The organism is Bradyrhizobium sp. URHA0013 (genome assembly GCF_000518345.1).
Taxonomy (GTDB): domain Bacteria; phylum Pseudomonadota; class Alphaproteobacteria; order Rhizobiales; family Xanthobacteraceae; genus Bradyrhizobium.
The window spans coordinates 461,774-483,713 of record NZ_JADK01000007.1; the positions used below are offsets into that span (position 1 = coordinate 461,774).

General features: G+C 64.5%; 23 protein-coding genes and 1 tRNA gene. 5 read left to right on the forward strand and 19 right to left on the reverse strand.

Annotated elements, in window-relative coordinates; all coding sequences use genetic code 11:
• Positions 1 to 8 precede the first annotated feature (8 nt).
• Complete coding sequence (locus N551_RS0112385) at positions 9 to 1,565, reverse strand: porin (RefSeq protein ID WP_027567246.1); 1,557 nt, start codon at positions 1,563 to 1,565, stop codon at positions 9 to 11.
• Between the two features lie 403 nt (positions 1,566 to 1,968).
• Between N551_RS0112385 and N551_RS0112390 the strand changes: the two genes are divergently transcribed.
• Positions 1,969 to 2,475: a MarR family winged helix-turn-helix transcriptional regulator gene (locus N551_RS0112390; RefSeq protein WP_027567247.1), complete on the forward strand. Its 507-nt coding sequence runs from the start codon at positions 1,969 to 1,971 to the stop codon at positions 2,473 to 2,475.
• A 10-nt stretch (positions 2,476 to 2,485) separates the two neighbouring features.
• Here N551_RS0112390 and N551_RS0112395 read toward each other — a convergent pair whose 3' ends face one another.
• The 3 genes from N551_RS0112395 to N551_RS0112405 all read right to left on the reverse strand — a co-directional run bounded on the left by N551_RS0112395 (position 2,486) and on the right by N551_RS0112405 (position 5,886).
• Positions 2,486 to 3,598: a S9 family peptidase gene (locus N551_RS0112395; protein ID WP_027567248.1), complete on the reverse strand. Its 1,113-nt coding sequence runs from the start codon at positions 3,596 to 3,598 to the stop codon at positions 2,486 to 2,488.
• Positions 3,599 to 3,862: 264 nt separating this feature from the next.
• Positions 3,863 to 4,834, reverse strand: a complete 972-nt coding sequence (locus N551_RS0112400; protein WP_027567249.1) for an SDR family oxidoreductase — start codon at positions 4,832 to 4,834, stop codon at positions 3,863 to 3,865.
• A 143-nt stretch (positions 4,835 to 4,977) separates the two neighbouring features.
• Positions 4,978 to 5,886, reverse strand: coding sequence for a dihydrodipicolinate synthase family protein (locus N551_RS0112405; protein WP_027567250.1), 909 nt, complete (start codon positions 5,884 to 5,886; stop codon positions 4,978 to 4,980).
• Positions 5,887 to 6,217: 331 nt separating this feature from the next.
• Here N551_RS0112405 and N551_RS0112410 point away from each other — a divergent pair, with 331 nt between their 5' ends.
• Positions 6,218 to 6,457: a hypothetical protein gene (locus N551_RS0112410; RefSeq protein ID WP_007611067.1), complete on the forward strand. Its 240-nt coding sequence runs from the start codon at positions 6,218 to 6,220 to the stop codon at positions 6,455 to 6,457.
• A 331-nt stretch (positions 6,458 to 6,788) separates the two neighbouring features.
• Positions 6,789 to 7,589, forward strand: a complete 801-nt coding sequence (locus tag N551_RS0112415; RefSeq protein WP_027567251.1) for a tetratricopeptide repeat protein — start codon at positions 6,789 to 6,791, stop codon at positions 7,587 to 7,589.
• A 6-nt stretch (positions 7,590 to 7,595) separates the two neighbouring features.
• On the opposite strand, the gene N551_RS0112420 is transcribed toward N551_RS0112415, so the two are convergent.
• The 8 genes from N551_RS0112420 to N551_RS0112455 form a co-directional block, all read right to left on the reverse strand.
• The gene (locus tag N551_RS0112420; RefSeq protein WP_027567252.1) at positions 7,596 to 8,288 is read right to left on the reverse strand and encodes a hypothetical protein; all 693 of its coding nucleotides are present in this window, start codon (positions 8,286 to 8,288) and stop codon (positions 7,596 to 7,598) included.
• Positions 8,289 to 8,412: 124 nt separating this feature from the next.
• Positions 8,413 to 8,490 (reverse strand) — tRNA-Pro (locus N551_RS0112425).
• Between the two features lie 118 nt (positions 8,491 to 8,608).
• Positions 8,609 to 9,187 (reverse strand): MerR family transcriptional regulator, encoded by a 579-nt coding sequence (locus N551_RS0112430; RefSeq protein WP_007611070.1) that lies wholly within the window; start codon positions 9,185 to 9,187, stop codon positions 8,609 to 8,611.
• A gap of 27 nt (positions 9,188 to 9,214) precedes the next feature.
• Positions 9,215 to 9,556 (reverse strand): integration host factor subunit alpha, encoded by a 342-nt coding sequence (locus tag N551_RS0112435; RefSeq protein ID WP_018456841.1) that lies wholly within the window; start codon positions 9,554 to 9,556, stop codon positions 9,215 to 9,217.
• A gap of 133 nt (positions 9,557 to 9,689) precedes the next feature.
• Positions 9,690 to 10,670: a beta-ketoacyl-ACP synthase III gene (locus tag N551_RS0112440; protein WP_026233249.1), complete on the reverse strand. Its 981-nt coding sequence runs from the start codon at positions 10,668 to 10,670 to the stop codon at positions 9,690 to 9,692.
• Positions 10,667 to 11,728, reverse strand: coding sequence for a phosphate acyltransferase PlsX (plsX, locus tag N551_RS0112445; RefSeq protein WP_027567253.1), 1,062 nt, complete (start codon positions 11,726 to 11,728; stop codon positions 10,667 to 10,669). The genes N551_RS0112440 and plsX overlap by 4 nt, the downstream gene beginning before the upstream one ends.
• A gap of 298 nt (positions 11,729 to 12,026) precedes the next feature.
• Positions 12,027 to 12,590 carry a DUF177 domain-containing protein gene (locus N551_RS0112450; protein WP_027567254.1) on the reverse strand — a complete coding sequence of 188 codons (564 nt, stop codon included), beginning with the start codon at positions 12,588 to 12,590 and terminating at the stop codon, positions 12,027 to 12,029.
• Complete coding sequence (locus tag N551_RS0112455; protein WP_027567255.1) at positions 12,587 to 13,138, reverse strand: ubiquinol-cytochrome C chaperone family protein; 552 nt, start codon at positions 13,136 to 13,138, stop codon at positions 12,587 to 12,589. The genes N551_RS0112450 and N551_RS0112455 overlap by 4 nt, the downstream gene beginning before the upstream one ends.
• A gap of 98 nt (positions 13,139 to 13,236) precedes the next feature.
• On the opposite strand from N551_RS0112455, the gene N551_RS0112460 reads away from it, so the two are divergent.
• Entirely contained in the window at positions 13,237 to 13,722 is a 486-nt protein-coding gene (locus N551_RS0112460) for an outer membrane protein assembly factor BamE (protein ID WP_027567256.1), read from the forward strand.
• Between the two features lie 86 nt (positions 13,723 to 13,808).
• The gene (locus tag N551_RS0112465) at positions 13,809 to 14,810 is read left to right on the forward strand and encodes a tripartite tricarboxylate transporter substrate binding protein (protein ID WP_027567257.1); all 1,002 of its coding nucleotides are present in this window, start codon (positions 13,809 to 13,811) and stop codon (positions 14,808 to 14,810) included.
• Between the two features lie 270 nt (positions 14,811 to 15,080).
• Here N551_RS0112465 and N551_RS0112470 read toward each other — a convergent pair whose 3' ends face one another.
• The 7 genes from N551_RS0112470 to nrdR all read right to left on the reverse strand — a co-directional run bounded on the left by N551_RS0112470 (position 15,081) and on the right by nrdR (position 21,925).
• On the reverse strand, positions 15,081 to 17,201 hold the full coding sequence (locus tag N551_RS0112470) for a sodium-translocating pyrophosphatase (protein ID WP_027567258.1): 2,121 nt from the start codon (positions 17,199 to 17,201) through the stop codon (positions 15,081 to 15,083).
• A 235-nt stretch (positions 17,202 to 17,436) separates the two neighbouring features.
• Positions 17,437 to 18,435, reverse strand: coding sequence for a thiamine-phosphate kinase (gene thiL, locus N551_RS0112475; RefSeq protein ID WP_027567259.1), 999 nt, complete (start codon positions 18,433 to 18,435; stop codon positions 17,437 to 17,439).
• A gap of 175 nt (positions 18,436 to 18,610) precedes the next feature.
• Positions 18,611 to 19,108: a transcription antitermination factor NusB gene (gene nusB / locus N551_RS0112480; protein ID WP_027567260.1), complete on the reverse strand. Its 498-nt coding sequence runs from the start codon at positions 19,106 to 19,108 to the stop codon at positions 18,611 to 18,613.
• A 2-nt stretch (positions 19,109 to 19,110) separates the two neighbouring features.
• Positions 19,111 to 19,602: a 6,7-dimethyl-8-ribityllumazine synthase gene (gene ribH, locus N551_RS0112485; RefSeq protein ID WP_027567261.1), complete on the reverse strand. Its 492-nt coding sequence runs from the start codon at positions 19,600 to 19,602 to the stop codon at positions 19,111 to 19,113.
• Positions 19,603 to 19,674: 72 nt separating this feature from the next.
• Complete coding sequence (locus tag N551_RS0112490; RefSeq protein ID WP_027567262.1) at positions 19,675 to 20,298, reverse strand: riboflavin synthase; 624 nt, start codon at positions 20,296 to 20,298, stop codon at positions 19,675 to 19,677.
• Positions 20,298 to 21,446: a bifunctional diaminohydroxyphosphoribosylaminopyrimidine deaminase/5-amino-6-(5-phosphoribosylamino)uracil reductase RibD gene (ribD, locus tag N551_RS0112495; protein WP_027567263.1), complete on the reverse strand. Its 1,149-nt coding sequence runs from the start codon at positions 21,444 to 21,446 to the stop codon at positions 20,298 to 20,300. Before ribD ends, N551_RS0112490 begins: the two co-directional genes overlap by 1 nt.
• Positions 21,443 to 21,925: a transcriptional regulator NrdR gene (gene nrdR, locus N551_RS0112500; protein WP_007603426.1), complete on the reverse strand. Its 483-nt coding sequence runs from the start codon at positions 21,923 to 21,925 to the stop codon at positions 21,443 to 21,445. Before nrdR ends, ribD begins: the two co-directional genes overlap by 4 nt.
• Between the last annotated feature and the right edge of the window lie 15 nt (positions 21,926 to 21,940).

Sequence of the window (21,940 nt, forward strand, 5' to 3'; positions counted from 1 at the left end):
ATCAAGGCTTACCAGTTGCGCTGGGCGCGAACGAGCAGGCTGTAGGTGTCCTGGTCCTTCAGCTCATAGGTCGCGGCAGGCTTGGCAACGCTCGTGAGCGCCGGCGTCGTGATCACGCCCGAGTACTTCTGGTCAAGGTGGCTGTAGGTGAAGTCAGCCGAGAAGGTCAGGTTCTTGACCGGGGTCCAGCGGGTGATGACACCGATCTGGCCGATGTTGAAGTCCGGGTTGCAGGTGCCGGTCAGGGTCGCGAACGCGGCGCTGCCGCAGATCATGCCCTTGGCCGTGCCGCTGTAGTTGACGGCAGCCCACGCACCATAGAGCGCCGAATTCCAGTACGGGCTCCAGTTGTGGGTGTAGGCACCACGGAAGCCGTAGGTCTTGGTCAGCTCAAGGCCGCTGCCGGGTGCGAACACCGCGTCAGACACGCCGGCGAAGCCGATGCTCTGATACGCGCCGCCCGAACCGCCGAACATCGAGTAGCTGGTCGCTGCCAGCTCCTGGAAGTTGTAGCGGCTCGCACCTTCGGTGTAGACGCCCGAGATGTTGATCACGTCGCCGGCACCGGTCGGGATATTCTTGATCCCCAGAGCCAGCTGGACGGCCCAGCCCCACTTGTCTTCAGGGTGACCGGTGGCTTCGCTGGCGCCGTAATAGCCGACGTGGTTGTCGTGCGCGGCGACCGAGGCCTGGAACAGGCCCCAGGCCTGGTCGACGCGGAGCGTGCCGACGAGGTCGGGAGAGCGGGTGCCGCCGAGATCGTTGGAGCCATAGGCCCCGCCGAGGACGCCGGTGGTGGACATGCCGGCCGTATTCCAGAGCGCGGTCTGGAACACCTGCGTCTGGTCCTGGGCCGAGACGATCGCCGTTACGCCCTGGCCGAGATCGGCGGTGTAGGTGAACTGGGCAACACCGTTGGTGGTGCCGCTGCCGCCCACGAGCTGGTCGAAGTTGTTGCCGGGATAATTGATCCAGGGCGCGTCGAACTGCGACACGGCCTTACCCATGGTGAAGCCAGCGAACTGGATGAATGCGTAGTAGACGCCGAGCGCGCCGCCCGAAATGCCGCCGTCGGTGCCGTTGATGGCGCCGCCGCTGGACCCGATCAGGCCAGTGCCCGCGGCATTGAGGCCGAGCGTGCTGCTGTACTGGGTGGCACCCGTTCCTGAGCCGGCACCGACATAATTGCCGGTCGTCCAGGTGAAGACCGCATCGAAATAGGTGCGGACAACGCCGTACTCGGTCGCGGTGCGCGTGTCGATGTTGAGATCTTCACGAGCGCGCATCGAATAATAGTTCGTCAGGCGGTTGTTGGCCGCGAAAACGTTGTTGTACTGCGCGCTGTAATTGCCGCCGGCATTGAGCGCCACTTCGGCACGCAGATAGCCGCCCAGCTTGATGCAGGTGTCGCTGCCCGGGATGTAATAGAAACCCGCACCGTAGAGCGAGCAGACCTTCACGTACTCGACCGCCTTGGCCTTGACCGGAAGATCAGCCGCCTGAGCTCCACCGACGGCGATCAGACCCGCCGCCGTGCCGAGCAAAAGGCTCTTCACCACTTTCATTATTAAAACCTCCAAGTTGCTCATGTTACGAAGACCGGACCGTGAGGCCCCCCAGATCCCCGTCTTTCAAATCCGCTCGGCCGCTTTGCGCTTCGGACACACCCTCTTCGATGCGAGGGACGTGAGCAAACCACCTGCAACGGGACGATCGAGTACCCCCCACCGTCACAAGCAATATGCCTGCGCCGTTCACTAATCAAAATACCTTATTTGGTAAGCTTTGTGGTTTCGCTAAACCTGTGCCCCGTTCGCAACACCATTGCTGAGCGATTCCGTGAGCTGATCATCTTTGTAGTTTTACTGACAAAATTACCCTGCTCTGCACTTGCGTCAGAGCAGGCTTGCGTGGACTATGGCTTGCACGACACCGGCCGCATACAAATCAGATCACGGGAGTGACGCTGTGTCAGCGACGAGGAAAGAAGGGGCGCGCCTCCGCTCCATCGGCAATCTGGATATCATCAGGCGCTTCACCTGGGAGATATCGTCGATCAACATGTATCTGGAGGAGCTGCGTCAGTTCTGGGCGAGAACGCTCGGCATCAGCGGCCCGCAATGGCTGATCCTGATGGCGATCTCCGACCTCGACAAGGACGACGGCATTCCGGTCAACGTCGTCTCGAAACTCCTCCACGTCGATCCGTCGTTCGTCACCACACAGTCCAAGCTGCTCGAGAAGAAGGCCCTGTTGCGCCGTCGCCCGTCGCCGACCGACGCAAGGGTGGTCCGGCTGTCCCTGACCGAGAAGACGCAGAAGCACCTGGCGAGCCTCAACGAGCAGTACAAGACGATCAAGGAATTCGTCTTCCAGGAGTTCGACGAGAAAGAGCTGACGGAATTCACCACCAAGCTCGCGATGCTGAAGACCCGTCTCGAAAAGGCCTGCGTCCGCCTGACCCTCGACTTCTGAGGCGACCTCCTTAAATGCGCCCCGCGGCGCCGAGCCGGGATTCGAGCCAGTCGAAGATGTATTCATTGGCAAGGCTCGGATTGTCCGCATGGGCCTGCGCCGCGCCGGTTTCGGCCGCGGTGAATACCTTCAACATGACATCCGAACTGCCGAGCCGGGACGTCTGGACGATCTGACGCGCTCGATCGGCCTTGAGCCAGCCGTCCTCGCCGAGCGTGATCAGCACCGGACAGTCGGCGCTGGAGGCCATCAGCGGAGCGTGTGGCACCGGAACGATGCTGACGTCGCTCATCGCGAATCGGCTGGCAAAGAAGGCCCGCTCGTGCAGGTCCCACAGGCCGCCATCGCAGACGGCGGCGGCAAGCCGCGGCTCCTGCAGCACCGCGCGCGCCACGAAGGAAGAACCCCAGCCATCGGCGACGATCGCGACACGTGCGAAATCGAGCTCGCTGCACGTCTCCAGATAGTCCATCACGCATGGAATCGCGCTCTCGAGATCCCGGCGCCGCAACAGCGCGTCGAGATGATCGTCGCGCTGGTCGCCGAACAGGTCCAGCGCCAGCAGCGAGAAGCCGCGCTCGCGCGCATGCGGCGCGAGCTTGAACAGAAACTCCTCCTTGCGGTGGCCGGGCTCGCCGATGCAGATCACGGTCGGAGCTCGCACGCGTCCCGACGGCGCGGGCAGGAAATAGCCCTGCAACGAATGGCCGTCGAGCCAGGGTATCGTCATGACTTCGCCGGCCGGATCGCGCGCGGCGAGGAAGCGGCGGGCGCAATCCTGCATCGCGAGGACCGCGACCCAGCGGCGCTCGTCCGCTTGATCGAGCGGCATCGCGGCCGCGCTGTAGTAATTCATGGCGCGGAGCCAGTTGCGCTGCGCGGTCGCCCTGTGACCTTCCGCGAACGCGGCCTCGGCACGAAGCCGATTGGCCTGCGCCAGATTCTTCCACTCGCGATGCCAGGACTGGTCTTCGCCCCGCTTCAGCTGCCGCGCGATCATCAGGCATTCGGCGATCGTGGCGCCGCCCTCCTGGGCCGCGGTGAGGAGCCGCGTGAACTCAGCGGAGATGTCCTCTCGCTCCGGGCAAAGGGTCCAGTCGTCGGAGAGGCATGCGGGTATCATCGGGAGCTACGCTCTGGTCATCGCCTTACACATGACTGACTAAACTATTTTGGTTCCCTGACCAAGCTGCCGTGCGCCGAATGAGAGCCGTTGGAGATCACCATCGCTTGAACGCAAGGACGTGTCGCATGCGTGACATTCCTGTTCGTCATGAGTGACCGAACACCTGCAAGAAGGCTGGCAAGAGGTGGCACGCGAAATTGCCTGCGCGCCTCTTGCCATGATGAGCATCATACCTATATCCGCGCGCGCTCGGCGCCCGCTTCAGCCGAGCCGCCAACCGACCTCCTGCGTAAAACTTTCGTAGAAGGCGCGGTCGTAGGCCTGCTCCGGTGTGGCGCGCACGCGCTCGTCAAGGCGCCTTGCATCCTCGCCCACGAGAATGCGCCATTGCTCCGCCTTGACTCCGTCGAGGATGATCCTGGCGGCCTGCGCCGCCGTCGTCGGCGCATCCTCGAGGAAGCTGCGGGCGCGCTCGGTGAACACCGCCTGGATGTCCTCATCCGACATCTTGTCGGCATCCGGCACACCGGCCGCGACCATGCGCTTGCGGGTCAGCGCGACCTCGTCTGCATTGAGCCGCTCCGAACCGTCGGCGCTCTGCACCTTGCGCGAATTGGAGACGATCGATGTGCCGATATGGCCGGGCATCACCACCGAGCATTTGACATGCGGCGCGTGCAGGCGGAGGTCGTTGATCAGCGCTTCGGTAAACCCCTTCACGGCGAACTTCGCCGAGCTGTAGGCGGTGTGCGACTGGTTCATGCCGATAGAGGCCCAGAAGCCGTTGACGCTCGCGGTGTTGACGATGTGGGCCTCGTCCGCTGCGACCAGCATCGGCAGGAAGGTGCGGACGCCGAGATAGACCCCGCCCCAGCAGATGTTGAAGGTGCGCTCCCACTGCTCGCGGGTGTTGGTGAACAGGCTGCCGCCGCCACCGATGCCGGCGTTGTTGAACAGAAGATGGATCCGGTCGGTCTTCTGCTGCTCGGCAAGCTCGTCGCGGAATCGCTTGAGATGATCCTCGATCGAGACGTCGGCGACATGGGTCGTGACGCGCAGGCCCTGCGGCAGCTTCTCGACCTCGCACAGCCGCTTGGTCTCGGCCATCGCGGCTTCCGAGACGTCGCACATCGCGACATTGCAGCCCTCGGCGACGAGCTGCCGCGCGAGCTCGCGTCCCATTCCCGTGCCGCCGCCGGTGATGACGGCGATCTTTCCTGCAAAATCCTTCATGGGACTTTCGGCCCCTCCCCTTGTCGGTATGTTTCTTCGTGGCTACACGGCGCATCGGAGCGCGCACGAAATGTAGCAGCGCCGCATCCGCAGGTAAAAGCGGATCGGCGCTGCCATGTTCATCAGGAATTTCGGCGCGCGGACTATTCGGCCGCCTCGACGCGCCGCCCGTTCAACGCGCCGAGCCCGTCCAGCGCCTTGCGGATCGCCGCCTGCTGCACGGGCGATGCCTCCGGCATCGGCGCGCGCGGATGAGTCCTGGGCAGGCCCTGCAGCGTCTGCGCATAGCGCGTGCAGGCCGGCAGATTGTCGGCGATCACAGCGTTCCACAGCGTCAGCAGCTTCTTGTGCAGGTCGAGCGCGCGCGGATGGTCACCCGCCTTCACCGCATCCCACAGCGCGACGGAGGCATGCGGCGCCGCGGTCAGGATCGCGGCGATCGAACCATGCGCCCCCAATGTGTAGGATGGATACATCAGCGCATCGACCGCGCTGTAGATCAGCTTGTCCGGTGCCATCATCATGAGGTCCGCGAACAGCTTCAGGTCGCCCGCGCTCTGCTTGACGCCGACCACCAGCGGCACCTCGGTCATGATCCGCGTCAGCAGCGCCGGCGACAGATACGACCACGGCACCACGTTGTAGATGATGATGGGCATGCCGGTCTCATCAGCCATGGCGCGGAAATGCGCCACCATCGCGTCGTCGTCCGGCTTGAACAGGTAATGCACCGGCGTGACCTGGAGCGCGGCGACATTCATGTCACGCACCAGCTTGCCGCGGCGGATCGCATCGCGCGTGGAATCGACGATGATGCCGGCGATCACGGGAATGCGCCCATTCACCGCCGCGACCGTCGCCTCCATCAGGTCGCGATATTCCTCATGATCGAGCGTGTGCCCCTCGCCGGTCGAGCCGCCGGCTGCGACGCCGTGCGCGCCGGCGCCGATCATCCAGTCGACCTGGGGCGCCACAAGAGTGTAGTCGATCTCGCCATCCTTCCGGAACGGCGTCGTCATCGGCGGAATCACGCCGGTCGGTCGTGCCTTCATGGTCTGCCCTCGCGTTTCCATATCCCTTGTGGCGGCCCCGCTCTTTTGGCGGGTGGCCACGGTCCCTCCGAGCCTACCGGCTGCGCGCGGCCTGTGAAGCGCCACCGGCGCGGCGCTGCCCCCACAATCGATCATCCCTGCGACTCGGCCCTGCCGGTTCCCCGTATTTGCCCGGCTTCGGTTTAAGGGCAATTTTTTTACAATCCGAATCGCTAAATGGAGTCCGGACGCTGGGTCGAGTCGGCCAGGCCAGCGTGTTGTTTGCGTCACAGGCTCTGGCACTCCGCTTGCATCCTCTTCGTGGTCAGAAACTACCGATGAGGTGACTGGAATGTTCGTGACCGTCGTTGCCGTGCTCTGCCGGCTGAGTGCAGCCAGCTCAGGCAGTTGCATCGAGGAAATCGTGACCGACAGCAACATGACGCCCGAGATGTCGATGATGCAGTGTGCGATCGGCGCACAGGCCCCCCTGGCGAAATGGATGGGCGAGCATCCGATCTACCACGCCAACTGGCGGCTCGATCGCTACAAATGCGTGCCGGGTCACTACGAGATCAAGGGCCACGCCTAAGGTCCCGCAAAACTACTGATACCAAGACGACGGACCAAGACTAAAAACGAGGAAACGCCCCGGAGGCCGACTGGTCTTTCCGTGCGGGCATCGGCAGCGCCAGACCCCATTGCGGCGGCGCGCTTTGTGACAATCACATCTTCCCTTAAGCCACTGCTCGCAAGATGATCGCACGCGCACGCCGCCCATCCGGCGTCAGCGCGCGAACGCGAATAGCGGTTGCCCGACGTTGGGGCCGAGGCCATACTTGGCGCCTCGATTATCGTCGATTGCGAGCCCGGTGTCGAAGCGCCCTGTTCTTCCCCCCAGCCGCGGACCTCAACAGGCCGAATTGCGCGAGCGCGCCACGCTCGCGCTGCGGATGCAGAATTTCGCCGAGGCTGAGCGGCTTGCAGCCGAAGTCTTGAAGACGAGCCGGAACGATATCGTCGCGACATGGGTTCTCGGCCGCGCCTTGCTCGCTCAGAACCGCGCAGCGGAGGCCATCCTGCCCTTGGACAAGGCGGCGCGCCGCACGAGCGATCCGGGCATTGAAACTCTGCTTGGCGCGGCCTTGGGCGAAGCCGGACGTCGCACGGAAGCCGTCGAACAATTGCGCCGGACCGCGGCGCGTCGCCCGCCTTTCCTGCCGGCGTTCCAGGAACTCGCCGGCCAGCTTGCCAAGGATCGGCGCCTCGATGAGTCTATCGCGGTGATCGGCAACGCTCTCGCGCTCGCGCCGGAAAGCATCGACTTGCAACTGGATCTTGCGCGCCTGTGTCTCGAGCGCAATACGCGCGGTGAGGCGCGCGCGATTCTCGTCAAGGCTCACGAGGCCGCGCCTGGGCGTCCTGATATCTCGACCCTACTTGCACGCGTGCTGCGCCAGGACGGCGATTATGCCGCAGCCGCAGAGATGTACCGGCTCGCGCTGGCGCTGCGCCCTGACGATGCCATGGCACGGGCCAACCTCGCGGCTTGCCTGTTCGAGTTGGGTGAGCGCGAAGCGGGCGAGGCGAGCCTTCGTTCGGCCTTACAAGGCCGCCCTCGAATGCTGGCACAAGCCGCCTACACGCTTGCCCATTCATCGCACGGCCGCTTCTTCTTCCGCCCGAGCTCGCTCAAGAAGTTTCTGCAAGGCGAGGTGCCGTAATACGGCTCACGCACGGAACTGCCGTCGATAGGCGCCAGGCTCCTGCGCGACCGACTTCGTCACCTCGAACACCCGTCGCATCTCCTCTGCAGTCAGTGGTGCGGTCTGGGCGACCCAGGTTTCCCGCTTCACCGCCATGCATTGCGCGATCGGCGTCCCTTTCTGCAGCACGCCGTTGAAATTCACGTCGTGCCAGTGCACCGGGAAATGGATCCAACTGTCACGATATCGATCGCAATCGACGAGGCCGGTGAGCGTCGTGAAGGGCAGATCGAACCGATTGATCGGATGCATGAACAGAACCGAATAGCCTTCCGGCGCTTCGATCAGCCATGGGTTACGAAACTTGATGAGAAGCCGGTCCGGCTCGAACAACGGCGATCCCGTGACCTGACTCGAGTCGTGAAATCCCACGGGAGAGCGCGGGAAATCGAGCTCACCACCGGCTGGCAGGTCATTGTCCCAGGAAATTTCCCCGTTCTCAAACCTGACATCGCACATCAATGGGATCAGGAAGCCGCTCGTCATGGCATCGACGACCGGAGGACACCGCTTGACCGTATCCTCCTCGCGCTGATTGATCGCGTTGAAGGCCTGCGTCGGCATCGCCTTCAGCCAGGCAGGCAGGCCTAAACTCGCAGGGACCGGTGGCGGCAATTTGTCTTCAAGACCCGGCGGACAGCGGAACTTGAGGGTCATCGGCTCGTCGGGCACTTCTGTGCTCCCATTGTCGCCGCGCGCGCACCGTGAGACTCATCGCGGACAGGCAAAGCGCGTATCGCGATGCTTTCGCGCGTGGACTCAGCCGAGTCTACCAACAAAATGGTCGGAGCGAGAGGATTTGAACCTCCGACCCCTAGTCTCCCAGACTAGTGCGCTAACCGGGCTGCGCCACGCTCCGAACGTCGTTCCATTAGCTAGGATCGCCGGTTTGCGCAAGGCGAGGTCACACCATTTTGGATTTTGGTGCCTCTGCCGAAAGCCACCGGAACTGCCCCCAAAGCCGAGGAGATCCGGCGTCAGGCGTCCTTGAGCGCCTGATCCAGCATTTCGCGGCAGGCGATGAGTTCGGCGAGCACCCGTCCGAGGCGCTCCCGGTCGATGGCGCTGGGGCCTGCGGGCGCGGCGGGGGTGCCGCCCTTGCGGAAGGTGGTGAGGATTTCCTCGTCGTCGGTCTCGGAGAAGCGGAAGTCGATGCCCTCCTCCTCCTCGCCCTGGTAATCGTCGTCGTCACTATCGCGGGCGCCGCGGACGCCGGTCTCCTCCTCGGGCTCCATCAGGCTGGCGCCGACGGCGTCCTCGATAGCCCCGAACGAGACCGCGGCCGCGCTGTCGGCGAGGCCCTGCACCGATTTGACGCCGTGCTCCTTGAGGATCCGCTGCACGCCGCGGATGGTGTAGCCCTCGCCGTAGAGGAGACGGCGGATACCCTTGAGCAGGTCGACGTCGTCGGGGCGGTAATAGCGGCGGCCGCCGCTGCGCTTCATCGGCTTGATCTGGGAGAAACGCGTCTCCCAGAACCGCAGCACGTGCTGCGGAATGTCGAGTTCCTGCGCTACTTCGCTGATGGTTCGGAACGCATCCGGCGCCTTGTCCAAATGCCAAATCCTTATCCGGAAGGCGGATTACGCCTCGGGTTGCGCCTTGCTGGCGTCGCCATTGGTGCGGTGCTGGGCGTTGATCCGCTGCTTCAGGATTGCGGACGGCTTGAACACCATGACCCGGCGCGGCGAGATCGGCACCTCGGTGCCGGTCTTCGGGTTGCGACCGATGCGCTGACCCTTCTTGCGGACCATGAAGGAGCCGAACGAGGACAGCTTCACCGTCTCGCCTTTCTCAAGGCAATCGGTGATCTCCTTCAGCACGAGTTCCACGAAGGCAGACGATTCCGTGCGCGACAGCCCCACCTTCTGGTAGACGGCTTCGCACAGATCGACACGCGTTACGGTTTTACTTTGATCGGTCATCGCCCTGCCCCACATCACGGCGAACAATTGTTGTCTGAAATTATGAGCTTACGATACGGCGGTCAACAGCGCTCATCAATGCAGGCGCATCGATAATCCGATCTGATTCGGGCAAAATTTTATCGACTGTGGCTTACCAGCGCACCAGCGCGGAGCCCCAGGTGAAGCCGCCGCCCATGGCTTCGAGCAGAACCAGGTCGCCGCGCTTGATGCGGCCGTCCTTGCGCGCCACCGACAGCGCCAGCGGGATCGAGGCTGCCGAGGTGTTGCCGTGAAGGTCCACCGTCAGCACCACCTTCTCCGGCGCGATGTGGAGCTTGTGCGCGGACGCGTCGATGATTCGCTTGTTGGCTTGGTGCGGCACGAACCAGTCGATGCTGTCGGCATTGAGCCCGGTCGCCTTGAAGGCGTCGACGATCACGTCGGTAATCATACCGACCGCGTGCTTGAAGACCTCGCGGCCCTCCATGCGCAGATGGCCGACAGTCTGGGTCGAGGACGGGCCGCCGTCGACGAACAGCTTCGCCTTGTGGCGGCCGTCGGAGCGCAAATGCGTGGTCACGATCCCCCGGTCGGTCGCGGCATTGCCCGGCTGCTCCTGCGCCTCCAGCACCACCGCGCCGGCGCCGTCGCCGAACAGCACGCAGGTGCCGCGATCGGTCCAGTCGAGGATGCGCGAGAAGGTTTCCGCGCCGATCACCAGCGCGCGCTTGAAGGCGCCCGTGCGCAGGAAATTATCGGCGGTGGCGAGCCCGAACACGAAGCCCGAGCACACCGCCTGAAGGTCGAAGGCCGCGCCATGGTTGATGCCGAGCCCATGCTGCACGGCGACCGCGCTGGCGGGGAAAGTGTTGTCAGGGGTCGAGGTCGCGAGCACGATTAGGTCGATCGACTGCGCGTCCACGCCGGCATCGGCGAGCGCAGCCTGCGCCGCCTTGAGCGCCAGATGCGAGGTGAACTCGCCCTCGGCCGCGATGTGCCGCTCGCGAATGCCGGTGCGCTGCACGATCCACTCGTCGGACGTGTCAATGCGCGCCGCCAATTGGGCGTTGGTCACCACCTGCTCCGGCAAATAAGAGCCGCAGCCCAGCACGACCGAACGAATTTGAGTCACGAAACAGCCTCCTGCGCGGCTTGCACGGAATTGAGTGCACCACCTTCGCGGTTGAGCATCTGATTGATCTTGTTGAGGAGATCGAATTTGACCATCTCATAGCCAACATCAATCGCATAGGCAAAGCCTTCGGCAGCGATTCCGCCATGGCTCTTGACCACGATCCCGTTCAACCCCAGCAACACGCCGCCGTTGGATTTGTTCGGGTCCATCTTGTTCCGCAGGGCCTGGAAGGCGTTGCGCGCAAAGAGATAGCCGAGCTTTGACAGCCAGCCCCGTTTCATCTCGTCCCGGAGCAATTCCGCCATCTGCCGTGCGGTTCCCTCCGCGGCCTTCAGCGCGATGTTGCCGCTGTAGCCTTCGGTGACGATGACGTCCGCCACTCCCTTGCCGATGCCGTCGCCCTCGACGAAGCCGAGATAGTCGAGTTCGGGGAGGTTCCTGGCGCGCAGGATTTCGCCGGCCTCGCGAATCTCCTCGTGCCCCTTGATCTCCTCGACCCCGATATTGAGCAGGCCGACCGTGGGACGCTTCTTGTTGAACAACACGCTGGCCATCGCCGCGCCCATGATGGCGAGCGACACCAGATGGTGGGTATCGCCGCCGATGCTGGCGCCGAGGTCGAGGACCACGGAATCGCCGCGCCTGGTCGGCCACATGCCGGCGATGGCCGGACGATCGACGCCCGGCAGCGTGCGCAGGTGGAAGCGCGACATCGCCATCAGCGCGCCGGTATTCCCGGCGGAGACCGCGACATCCGCCTCGCCCTTTTTCACAGCATCGATGGCAAGCCACATGGAGGAGGTCCTGCGGCCGCGCCGCAGCGCCTGGCTCGGCTTTTCCTCGCCGCTGACCGCGACATCGGTATGGATGATCTTCGAGGCGGCCTTCAGCGCGGGGTGGCGGTCGAGCTCGGGCTCGATCTTGGAGCGGTCCCCGATCAGCAGGAATTCGATCTCGCGATGCCGGGCAAGCGAGATGGCGGCGCCTGGGATGACCACCGCGGCGCCGGCGTCGCCCCCCATGGCGTCAAGCGCGATGCGAACCTTGCTTGGCATAAAAGTCCTGGAAACCTGGTCTGGTGCGGTCTTGAACGAGCGGGGCCGCAAATGGGTTCGCCACGAACATGGCGGTCGGTCAAGCGCCACGCCGCACCCGGACCGGGGCGCGACAATAGCGTTTTGTTATCCCGAAACAACCTCTTGCCCCCAGCCTTTTGCATTCGGGACGATCCGGCCGCAGACGGTCGAATTCACAAGAAACACATCAAAATCAAACAGATAATTCGACCTTTCAAACCACGATCGCAAACACCTCGCGCCCCGTAGCAAAGCGGTCCTCTGGGAAAGACGGCGCCTATTGGTCTTTCTTCTTGTCCTGGAGCGCCTTCAGGACCGCAAAGGGATGATCCTCCGGATCGGGGGCGGTGACCTCGGGCTCAAACACCACCCCCGGCTTCCGCGGATAGGGATCCACCGCCAGGAATAGGGCGTCGGTGGCGAGTCGGCCGAGGTCGATGATGCCATTGACGATCGCCTCCGGGGGGTCGGCGACCTGCTCCTGATCGTCGTGCACCTCCTCCATCAGCTCGGCCAGGCGGCGGACTTCGGCCTCGGGGGCAAATATCAGGTCCACCTCCTCGTCGATCTCGCTCTCCATCGGGTCAAGCGTGACCACGCAGGTCTGGCCGATCCGGGCGCGGACGTGCCCCGTGACCTGGATCTGGTTGCCGCTTTTCGGCACGACATCGAAATCAGCCCGGACCGAAACAACCTCGCGCAAGCCTGCCGTCTCAGCCATGGCCTGCCGCTCGGCGGCCGAGGCCTCGAGCTTGCGATGCAGGCCGGTGTCCGGGATCTGTGCAACGATGACGGGCACCTGCCAGGGATCGGGCCCAAATGCTGGTATCGGTCGGCTCATGGCGTGACATCCTCAGGGAGCGCTGGGGGAAACTTGAAAGACGGGGCCAACAATGAGGCCTCGCCGGTCCGGCGGAGGTCGGCCTCGGCAGCCCTGGCATAGGCCGCGAGCCGCTGCGCCTGGTCCATGCCGGCCCCATTCAAGATATTCTTGCAGATCGCCGACGCCAGCGCCTCGCCGCCGCTTTCCATGGCCTGATCGTAGGCCTGGACCCGGCCGTAAAACGCCTCGCCGAAGGCCCGCATCCGCTTCGGCACGGTCTGGTCGCCTATCCCCATCTCGCGCAGATTGTCGTCCATATCCTCGCAGAAGCGGTCGAACAGCGCCTGCGACAGCTCGGTGGCGCCCTGAACCGTGCGCAGACGGCGCAGCAGCAGCCAGAGGTGCAGCAGCAACAGATCGAAACGCCCGTTAACGCTATCCGGCACGCCCAAGTCTCGGTAAAATATGGGTTCTCGCGCCTGCGTCACGATCATGCCATAGATGGCTTCAATGGTGCCCGGCGAGGCTAGGCGGGGTTTCCTGAAGTGATTGAACGGCCAAAGCATTGTGGTTTCCGCAAGCGGGCGCGCGCGTGTTGCATTCAGAGCCTCCGCCCGGTACTTCAGCGCCTCGCGCGACGCAAGGGGACGGAATCAGTTCCGCTATGACGATAACGAACCAGACCAGCCTGCGTGCAGACAAGCGGCGCGGCCTTCAAGCACGTTGGCGCGGCTTGCGCTTGTTCGCGGCCGCGGCCCTGGTTGGGGCTGCGCTTGCGGGCTGCACCGGCGAGCAGTTCCAGAAGGGTTACATCCTGCCGCCCAACGCGCTGGAGCAGATCCCGATTGGCGCGAGCCAGGACCAGGTGCTGATCGTGATGGGCACCCCCTCCACCGTCGCAACCCTCGACGGCGAGGTGTTCTATTACATCTCGCAGCGCTCGGAGCGCATGGTCGCCTTCATGAATCAGAAGGTGGTCGATCAGCGCGTCATCGCGGTCTATTTCGACAAGAACCGGCGCGTGCGCCGGCTTGCGAATTACGGCCTGCAGGACGGCAAGATCTTCGACTTCATCAGCCGCACCACGCCGACGTCGGGCCAGGAGATGAGCTACCTCACGCCGATCTTCAAGCTGCTCAGCTTTAACTGAGCCTTCAGCCTGCGGCTTCGTGCGGCTTGCCGTTGCGCGTCCTGTTCCATACGCTCCCTGCAAAACAAGCTGCAGGGAGTGGATTCGTGCCCAAACAATTGCTGTCCCGCCGTCGCGTGCTCACCGGTGCTGCCGCCCTCTCGGCCGCAGCGATCCTGCCGCGATCGAGCCTGGCGGACTGGAAGCCCACCGAAAACGTCCGCCTCGTCGTGCCGGCTGCCGCCGGCGGCTCGACCGACGTGATGGGTCGGCTCCTTGCCGCGCATCTGCAGACGGCCTGGGGCCAATCGGCCGTGGTGGAAAACCGTTCCGGCGGCGGCGGCACGATCGGCACGGCCGAGGTGGTCCGCGCCAAGCCGGACGGCCACACCATCCTGATCGGCAATCCCGGTCCGAACGCGATCGCCTACAGCATCTTCAAGAACCTCACCTACAAGCCGGACCAGCTCCAGCCGGTCTCCAACATGATCCGGATCCCGAACATCGTCTCGGCTCATCCCAAGACCGGCATCAAGTCGATCGCCGAGCTGGTCGCCTATCTCAAGGCCAATCCGGACAAGCTCAGCTACGCCTCCTCCGGCGTCGGCCAGAGCCCTCACCTCACAGGCGCCTGGTTCCTGCAGCTCACCGGCCTGAAGATGACCCATATCCCGTTCCGCGGCGCCGGTCCCGCGCTCCAGGCGGCGCTCGCCGGCGACATCCAGATCCTGTTCGACAATCTCTATCCGAGCCTGCCGCAGGTGCAGAACGGCACCCTGACCGGCCTCTGCGTCACCACGACCGAGCGTAGCGACCTTGCGCCGAACCTGCCGACCATGCGCGAGAGCGCGCCGGAGCTTGCGGCCTTCGACGTCTCGTCGTGGTTCTCGGTGTTCCTGCCGAAGGGTGTGCAGCCCGCCGTTGTCGAAGCGCTCAACCTTCAAGTGAAGGCGATGCTCGAGCGCGACGACATCAAGAAGAACATCGTGGCCATGGGCGCCCGCGCCGACTACGGCACGCCCGACCAGTTTGCCGCCTTCGTGGACGCCGAGACGAAGAAGTTCGCCGGCATCATCCAGAAGGAAGGACTGCAGATGGACGTGCAGTAGGCCCCGCTTGTGGCACTGGGGATTTGAACCAGTTGAAGGCTAAGAGGACGGCCGCCGCCAGCGCGACTGCCAACATTGTGCGAGGCCCGGATTGCCGGGAGCCCCTTTGCGTCTTGCCGCAAGTTGGACAAACACTGTCGGCCGCCAACATGTCGCAGCCGCACCGGATACATCTGGTCGTCTCGAACTTCATGGCGACGCTCCCGCAAAGCGGATAACAAAAACCCGCGGTTTGCACCGCGGGTTTGTCGCAGGAAAGCTGCCTCTGGTTCAGTGCGCGAGGATCGCCAGCAGCAGCAGCGCCACGATGTTCGTGATCTTGATCATCGGGTTCACCGCGGGACCTGCCGTGTCCTTGTAGGGATCGCCGACGGTGTCACCGGTCACGGCCGCCTTGTGGGCATCACTGCCCTTGCCGCCGTAATGGCCGTCCTCGATGTACTTCTTGGCGTTGTCCCAGGCACCGCCGCCCGAGGTCATGGAGATTGCGACGAACAGGCCCGTCACAATCACGCCGAGCAGCATGGCGCCGACGGCGGAGAACGCGGCCGACTTGCCGACGGCACCGCCACCTGCGATCGCGTAGATCACGAAATAGACGAAGATCGGCGACAGCACCGGCAGCAGCGACGGAATGATCATTTCTTTGATCGCCGCCTTGGTCAGCAGGTCGACGGCCCTGCCGTAGTCCGGCTTGTCCGTGCCCTGCATGATGCCGGGCTTCTCGCGGAACTGGCGCCGCACTTCCTCGACGATCGCGCTGGCCGCACGGCCCACGGCGGTCATGCCCATCGCGCCGAACAGATACGGCAGCAGGCCGCCGAACAAGAGGCCGACGACGACGTAAGGATTGTTGAGCGAGAAGTCGGGCAGTACGCCCTGGAAGTACGGATACTTCGCGGCGTTGGCGATGAAGAATTTGAGGTCTTCATTGTAAGCCGCGAACAGCACCAGCGCGCCGAGACCGGCGGAGCCGATCGCATAGCCCTTGGTGACCGCCTTGGTGGTGTTGCCGACCGCGTCGAGCGCGTCGGTGGACTTGCGGACTTCCTTCGGAAGACCGGCCATTTCGGCTATGCCGCCGGCATTGTCGGTGACCGGGCCGAAAGCGTCGAGCGCCACGACCATGCCAGCCAGCGCCAGCATGGTGGCGGTCGCAATCGCAATGCCGAACAAGCCGGCAAGGCTGTAAGTGACGAGAATGCCGGCGATGATCACCAGCGCCGGACCAGCGGTGGATTCCATCGAGATCGCCAGGCCCTGGATCACGTTGGTGCCGTGACCGGTAACCGACGACGCCGCGATCGACTTGACCGGGCGATAATCGGTGCCGGTATAGTATTCGGTGATCACGATGATCAGCCCGGTAACGACGAGGCCGACGACGCCGCACTCGAACAGCGCCATGCCGGTATACTTCACGCCTTCCAGCGGGCCGAAACCGATCAGCCAGTAGATGACGCCGGCAACACCCACGATCGACAGCACGCCGGTCGCGATCAGGCCCTTGTAGAGCGCACCCATGATCGACTGGCTGGCGCCGAGCTTGACGAAGAAGGTGCCGATGATCGAGGTGATGATGCAGACGCCGCCAATGGCGAGCGGCAGGGTCATCATGTTCACCAGCAGCGGCGAGGTCGCGAAGAAGATCGCGGCGAGCACCATGGTGGCGACCGCAGTCACCGCATAGGTCTCAAACAGGTCGGCCGCCATGCCGGCGCAGTCACCGACATTGTCACCGACGTTGTCGGCGATGGTCGCCGGGTTGCGCGGATCGTCCTCAGGAATGCCCGCCTCGACCTTTCCGACGAGATCGCCGCCGACATCAGCACCCTTGGTGAAGATGCCGCCGCCGAGACGGGCGAAGATCGAGATCAGCGAGGCGCCGAAGCCGAGCGCCACCAGCGCGTCGACGACGACACGGTCGTTGGCCTTCAGCCCCATGCCGTGCGTGAGATAGGCGAAATAAATGGTAACGCCGAGCAGTGCGAGACCCGCGACTAGCATGCCGGTGATGGCGCCCGCCTTGAAGGCGAGCTCGAGGCCGCCGGCAAGCGATGTCGTCGCCGCCTGCGCGGTGCGCACATTGGCGCGAACCGAGACGTTCATACCGATGAAGCCCGCCGCGCCCGACAACACCGCACCGATCAGGAAGCCGATCGCAACCAGCATGCCGAGGAAGTAGGCCAGCAGGGCGAAAATCACGACGCCGACCATGCCGATCGTCATGTACTGTCGCTTGAGATAGGCCTGCGCGCCCTCGGCCACCGCAGCCGCGATTTCCTGCATGCGCGGAGACCCCGCATCCGCACTCAAAACCGAAGACGTCGCCCAGATCGCGTAGACGACGGAAAGCACTCCGCAGAGCACAATCAACCATAATGCTGTCATGTGATTTTTTGCCTCAGATCCTTGATGAACGTACCCCCGGCGCCTTTTGTTTTTCCGTCGTGCGGTGCGGCGCCTTGATTTGAAAAAGGCCGCCCCTTGCCCGAAGGCGCGGCCCTAGTCGGTCACGACCTTGCCAAAATCAAATTGAGGGTGCAACGCCAGATAAGCCCGAAAAGCCGATCTCGGCAGGTATTTAGCCGGTCTTGGCAGCCCGGACGCCGGTTTGGCGCAATTCCTAGAAGTGGCTGTAGGACAGTCGCTTCAAGACCAGCTGCTGGCCCTGCCCGTCCAGGAAGCGCGGCCGCTCATGGCCCGCGACGATCGTGCCGATGGCCGTGACGGCAAGGCCGGCCGCCCGCCCCAAGGCAATCAGTGCGTCGCCTTGCGCCGGCGGAACGGTGCACAGCACCTCGTAATCGTCCCCCCCGGCCAGCAGCGTCTCAACGGAAACGACGTTGCCCGCGATCAGGCCGGCGGCAGCGGCCGAGAGCGGCACGCTGGTCACCTCGATCGTGGCCGAGACGCCTGACGCCGCACAGAGCTTGGTCAGGTCTCCTGCAAGCCCGTCGGAGACATCCATCGCGGCCGTTGCATGGTCACGCACGCCGTGCGCGAGAGCATTGCGCGGCTGCGGCACGCGATAGCGCGAGATCAGCGTCTCGCGCGCGTGCGGATCGGAGGCCAGCGCATTCGCCACCGCGCCGCCCTTGAGCACATCGAGGCCAAGCGCGGCGTCGCCGATCGTCCCCGTCACCAGGATACGGTCGCCCGGCTTGGCGCCGCTGCGGCCGACCATCCGGCCCTGCGGCACGCGGCCAAAGGCGGTGATCGAGATCATCTGCGGCCCCGGCGTCGACACCGTATCGCCGCCGAGCAGTGGACAGGCGAAGGTTTTCGCATCCTCGCCGAGCGCGTCCGCAAACGGCCTGAGCCAGGCGTCTTCCCTGCTGCGCAGCGCCAGTGTCAGCACGAAGCCGGCCGGCACGGCGCCCTTGGCAGCGAGATCGGACAGGTTCACCCGCAGCGCCTTGCGCGCGATGGTATCGGGCGGATCGCTGGCAAGATAATGCACACCCTCCACCACCGCGTCGGTGGTGACGACGATGTCGCTGCCGAGCGCCTGCAGGATGGCGGCATCGTCCACCAACCCCAACGCGCCGGGATCAGTCGCCAGCGGCTTGAAATAGCGCGCGATGAGGGAGTCTTCGGCGGAGGGATCGTGCGGGCTGGTCATTAGCGTTAGCCACACACATCGCTGTCATCGCCCGGCTTGACCGGGCGATCCAGTATTCCAGAGACGATCGTGGGACATCGATAGGCCGCGGCGTACTGGATCACCCGCCTTCGCGGGTGATGACAGCGGAATATGGGGCAGCCGTATCGCATCACTTCACCGCCCTCGCGGATATCTACCCCCGCCCGAACTCGTCACCGCGAAACTGGCGGCCGATCTGGTCGAGCACAGCGTTGACCATGCCGGTCTCCTCGCGGTCGACGAAGGCATTGGCGACGTCGACATATTCGGACACGACGACGCGGCCCGGCACGTCCTTGCGATGTTCCAATTCGTAGGCCCCTGCCCGCAGCACCGCGCGCAGGATCGCTTCGATGCGCTTCAACGGCCAGCCCTTCGACAGCGCCTCGTCGATCAGCGGATCGAGCTTCTTCTGGTCGCGCACGACGCCGGAAACGACGTCGCGGAAGAACGCCGCTTCCGCCGGGAGATATGTATCGCCCTCGACCTCGTTGCCGAGCCAGTGGCTCTCGAACTCCGCAAAAATGTCGTTGATGCCGGCACCACCGATATCCATCTGGTACAGCGCCTGCACGGCTGCGAGCCGCGCCGCACCGCGCCGGTTCGCTTTCTTCTCCGTGCCAGCCGGCGGCTTCTTGCTGTTGTCGGCCATGATCAAGCCCGCGCCAGCCGGCGCTTTATGCGCAGCATCGCAATTGCGGCCCGCGCGGCATCGCCGCCCTTGTTCAACTCGCTGGCACGCGCCCGCGCCCAGGCCTGCGCTTCGGTGTTGACGGTGAGGATGCCGTTGCCGAGCGGCAGCTTGCGCGCCACCGCCAAGTCCATCAGCGCGCGGGAGGATTCCTGCGAAACGATCTCGAAATGGATGGTGTCGCCACGGATCACGCAGCCGAGCGCGATCGCGGCGTCGTAGGGCTCGCCATTGGCGGCCGCGGCATCAACCGCGATGGCGATCGCCGCAGGAATCTCCAGTGCGCCGGGAACCGTGATGACGTCGTGGGTCAGACCGGCCGCCTTCAGCTCGGCCACCGCGCCTTCGAGCATCGCGTCCTGGAGATCGTCATAGAACCGTGCCTCGACAATCAGCGCGCGTGCGCCGGAGATGTCGGTCTGGTCCTTCAGGGGTGCGCGCCGCGCGTCTGCCATCGTCAAATCCGTTCCACAGGGGTTCGCGCTATGTAGTCGCCACCAGCGGGTAAGCCAAGTTCAAAGACGCCGTCACTTCATTTCCGTCAGCCGCGCCGCGTAGCGGGCCATCAGATCGACCTCGATATTGACCTCATCCCCCGCCTTCCAGCCGCCGATCGTCGTGACCGTCAGGGTGTGCGGGATGATCAGCACCGAAAAGCTCACGTCCTTCACCGTATTAACCGTCAGCGAGACGCCGTCGAGCGTGATCGAGCCCTTGGTCGCGATGAACCGCGCCAGCTCCCGCGTCGTGGAGAGCTCGAACCGCGCCATCTCGGGCAGGTCCTCGCGGCCGACGAGGGTTGCGATGCCATCGGCATGGCCGGCGACGATATGCCCGCCAAGCTCGTCGCCGATCTTGAGCGCACGCTCGAGATTGAGCCTGGTGCCGACCCTCCAGTGCTTGGCGGTCGTCAGCGCCAGCGTCTCGGCCGCGGCATCGACGTCGAACCAGGTCCTCTGAGCAGAGTCCTTGCCGCCTTCGACGCCGGAAGCAACCACCGTCAGGCAGACGCCATTGCAGGCGATCGAGGCGCCGTCCGCAATGGTGGTCTGGTCGTAGCGGCAGGCGATGCGCAGCCGGTGCAACTGGCCCCGCGCTGTCGGCGTGAAGCCGACGATCTCGCCGATATCAGTGACAATGCCGGTGAACATTACGCGCGCTCGTAGATGGTGAGAGTATCCTTGTCGAAGGTCTCGCTAGCATGAACCTTATAGGCCTGCGACTGCGTGATTTTCGACAGGGGCAATGCAGCGAGCGCATCCACCCCGTCAGCGCCCACCGCATCCGCGCCGCGGAACAGCCATATTTCGTCAACGAGGTCAGCGGCGATGAAGGACGCCGCAACGCGGCTGCCGCCCTCGACCATCAGCCGCGTGATGCCCTTCCCGGCCAATGCATGCAGCACTGCCGCAAGATCGAGTCCCGAGGCGTTGCCGGGCGGCACGCGGATCACCTGCGCGCCGGCAGCACCGAGCCGCGTGGCGGCCGCGGCCTCCGCGAGCTCAGAACCCATCACCCACAGCGGAATCTCGCGCGCGGAGCCCACGAGCTTGCTCGCGCCGGGAATGCGCAGGCTCTGATCGAGCACCACGCGCACCGGTGAGCGCGCTGCCATGCCCGGCAGGCGGCAGTCGAGCTGCGGATCGTCCGCCAGCACCGTGCCGATGCCGACCAGGATGGCGTCGCTTTGCGCGCGCAGGAGATGCACCCGGTTGCGCGCCGCCTCGCCGGTGATCGCGACCGGCTTGCCCCCGGCCGCGCCGATCTTGCCGTCGGGCGAGACCGCCAGCTTCAGGATCACATGCGGGCGCTGATCCCTGATGCGACGGAAATGCCCGGCGTGGTCGAAGGCGGCTTCGCGCGCGTACAGACCCACATCCACCATGATGCCGGCGGCGCGCAGGCGCGCATAACCTTGACCGGCGACTTCCGGATTGGGATCCTCGATCGCGGCCACCACACGCTTGATGCCGGCGGCAATCACGGCGTCGGCGCACGGTGGCGATTTGCCGAAATGCGAACACGGCTCCAGCGTGACGTAGAGCGTGGCGCCGCGCGCGGCCTCGCCTGCGCGCCGCAGCGCTTCAGGCTCGCCATGCGGTCGTCCGCCTGGTTGGGTCCAGCCGCGGCCGACGATCACGCCATCCTTGACGATGACGGCACCGACGGCGGGATTGGGCCAGGTACGTCCCTGCCCGCGCCTGCCGAGCGCCAGCGCAAGCTCCATGAAGCGCCGGTCGGCATCCCTGGACTCGCGCGCCTTCTGCGCGAATTGATCCTCCAGGATGCGGAAGATCATTTGCGGATCGCGGCGAGCCGCGCTTCCTCCTCACCGGAGAGCTCGCCGAGCACGTCGGCGAAATCCTTGGCCTCGCGGAAATTGCGGTAGACCGAGGCGAAGCGGACATAGGCAACATCGTCGAGCGTGCGCAGATGCTCCATCACGGTCTCGCCGATCACTTCGGAGGAGATTTCAGCCTCGCCCCCGGTCTCGAGCTCGCGCACGATGGTGGAGACCATCTTCTCCACCCGCTCCGGCTCGACCTGCCGCTTGCGCAAGCTGATCGACACCGAGCGCATCAGCTTGTCGCGGTCGAACGGCACGCGGCGGCCGTTACGCTTGATCACCGTGAGCTCGCGCAGCTGCACGCGCTCGAAGGTGGTGAAGCGGAAATTGCAGGCGACGCACACGCGTCGCCTGCGGATCACGGAAGAGTCCTCGGTCGGACGCGAGTCCTTCACCTGCGTATCGAGACTGTTGCAGTTCGGGCAGCGCATCCGTTGACCTTGACC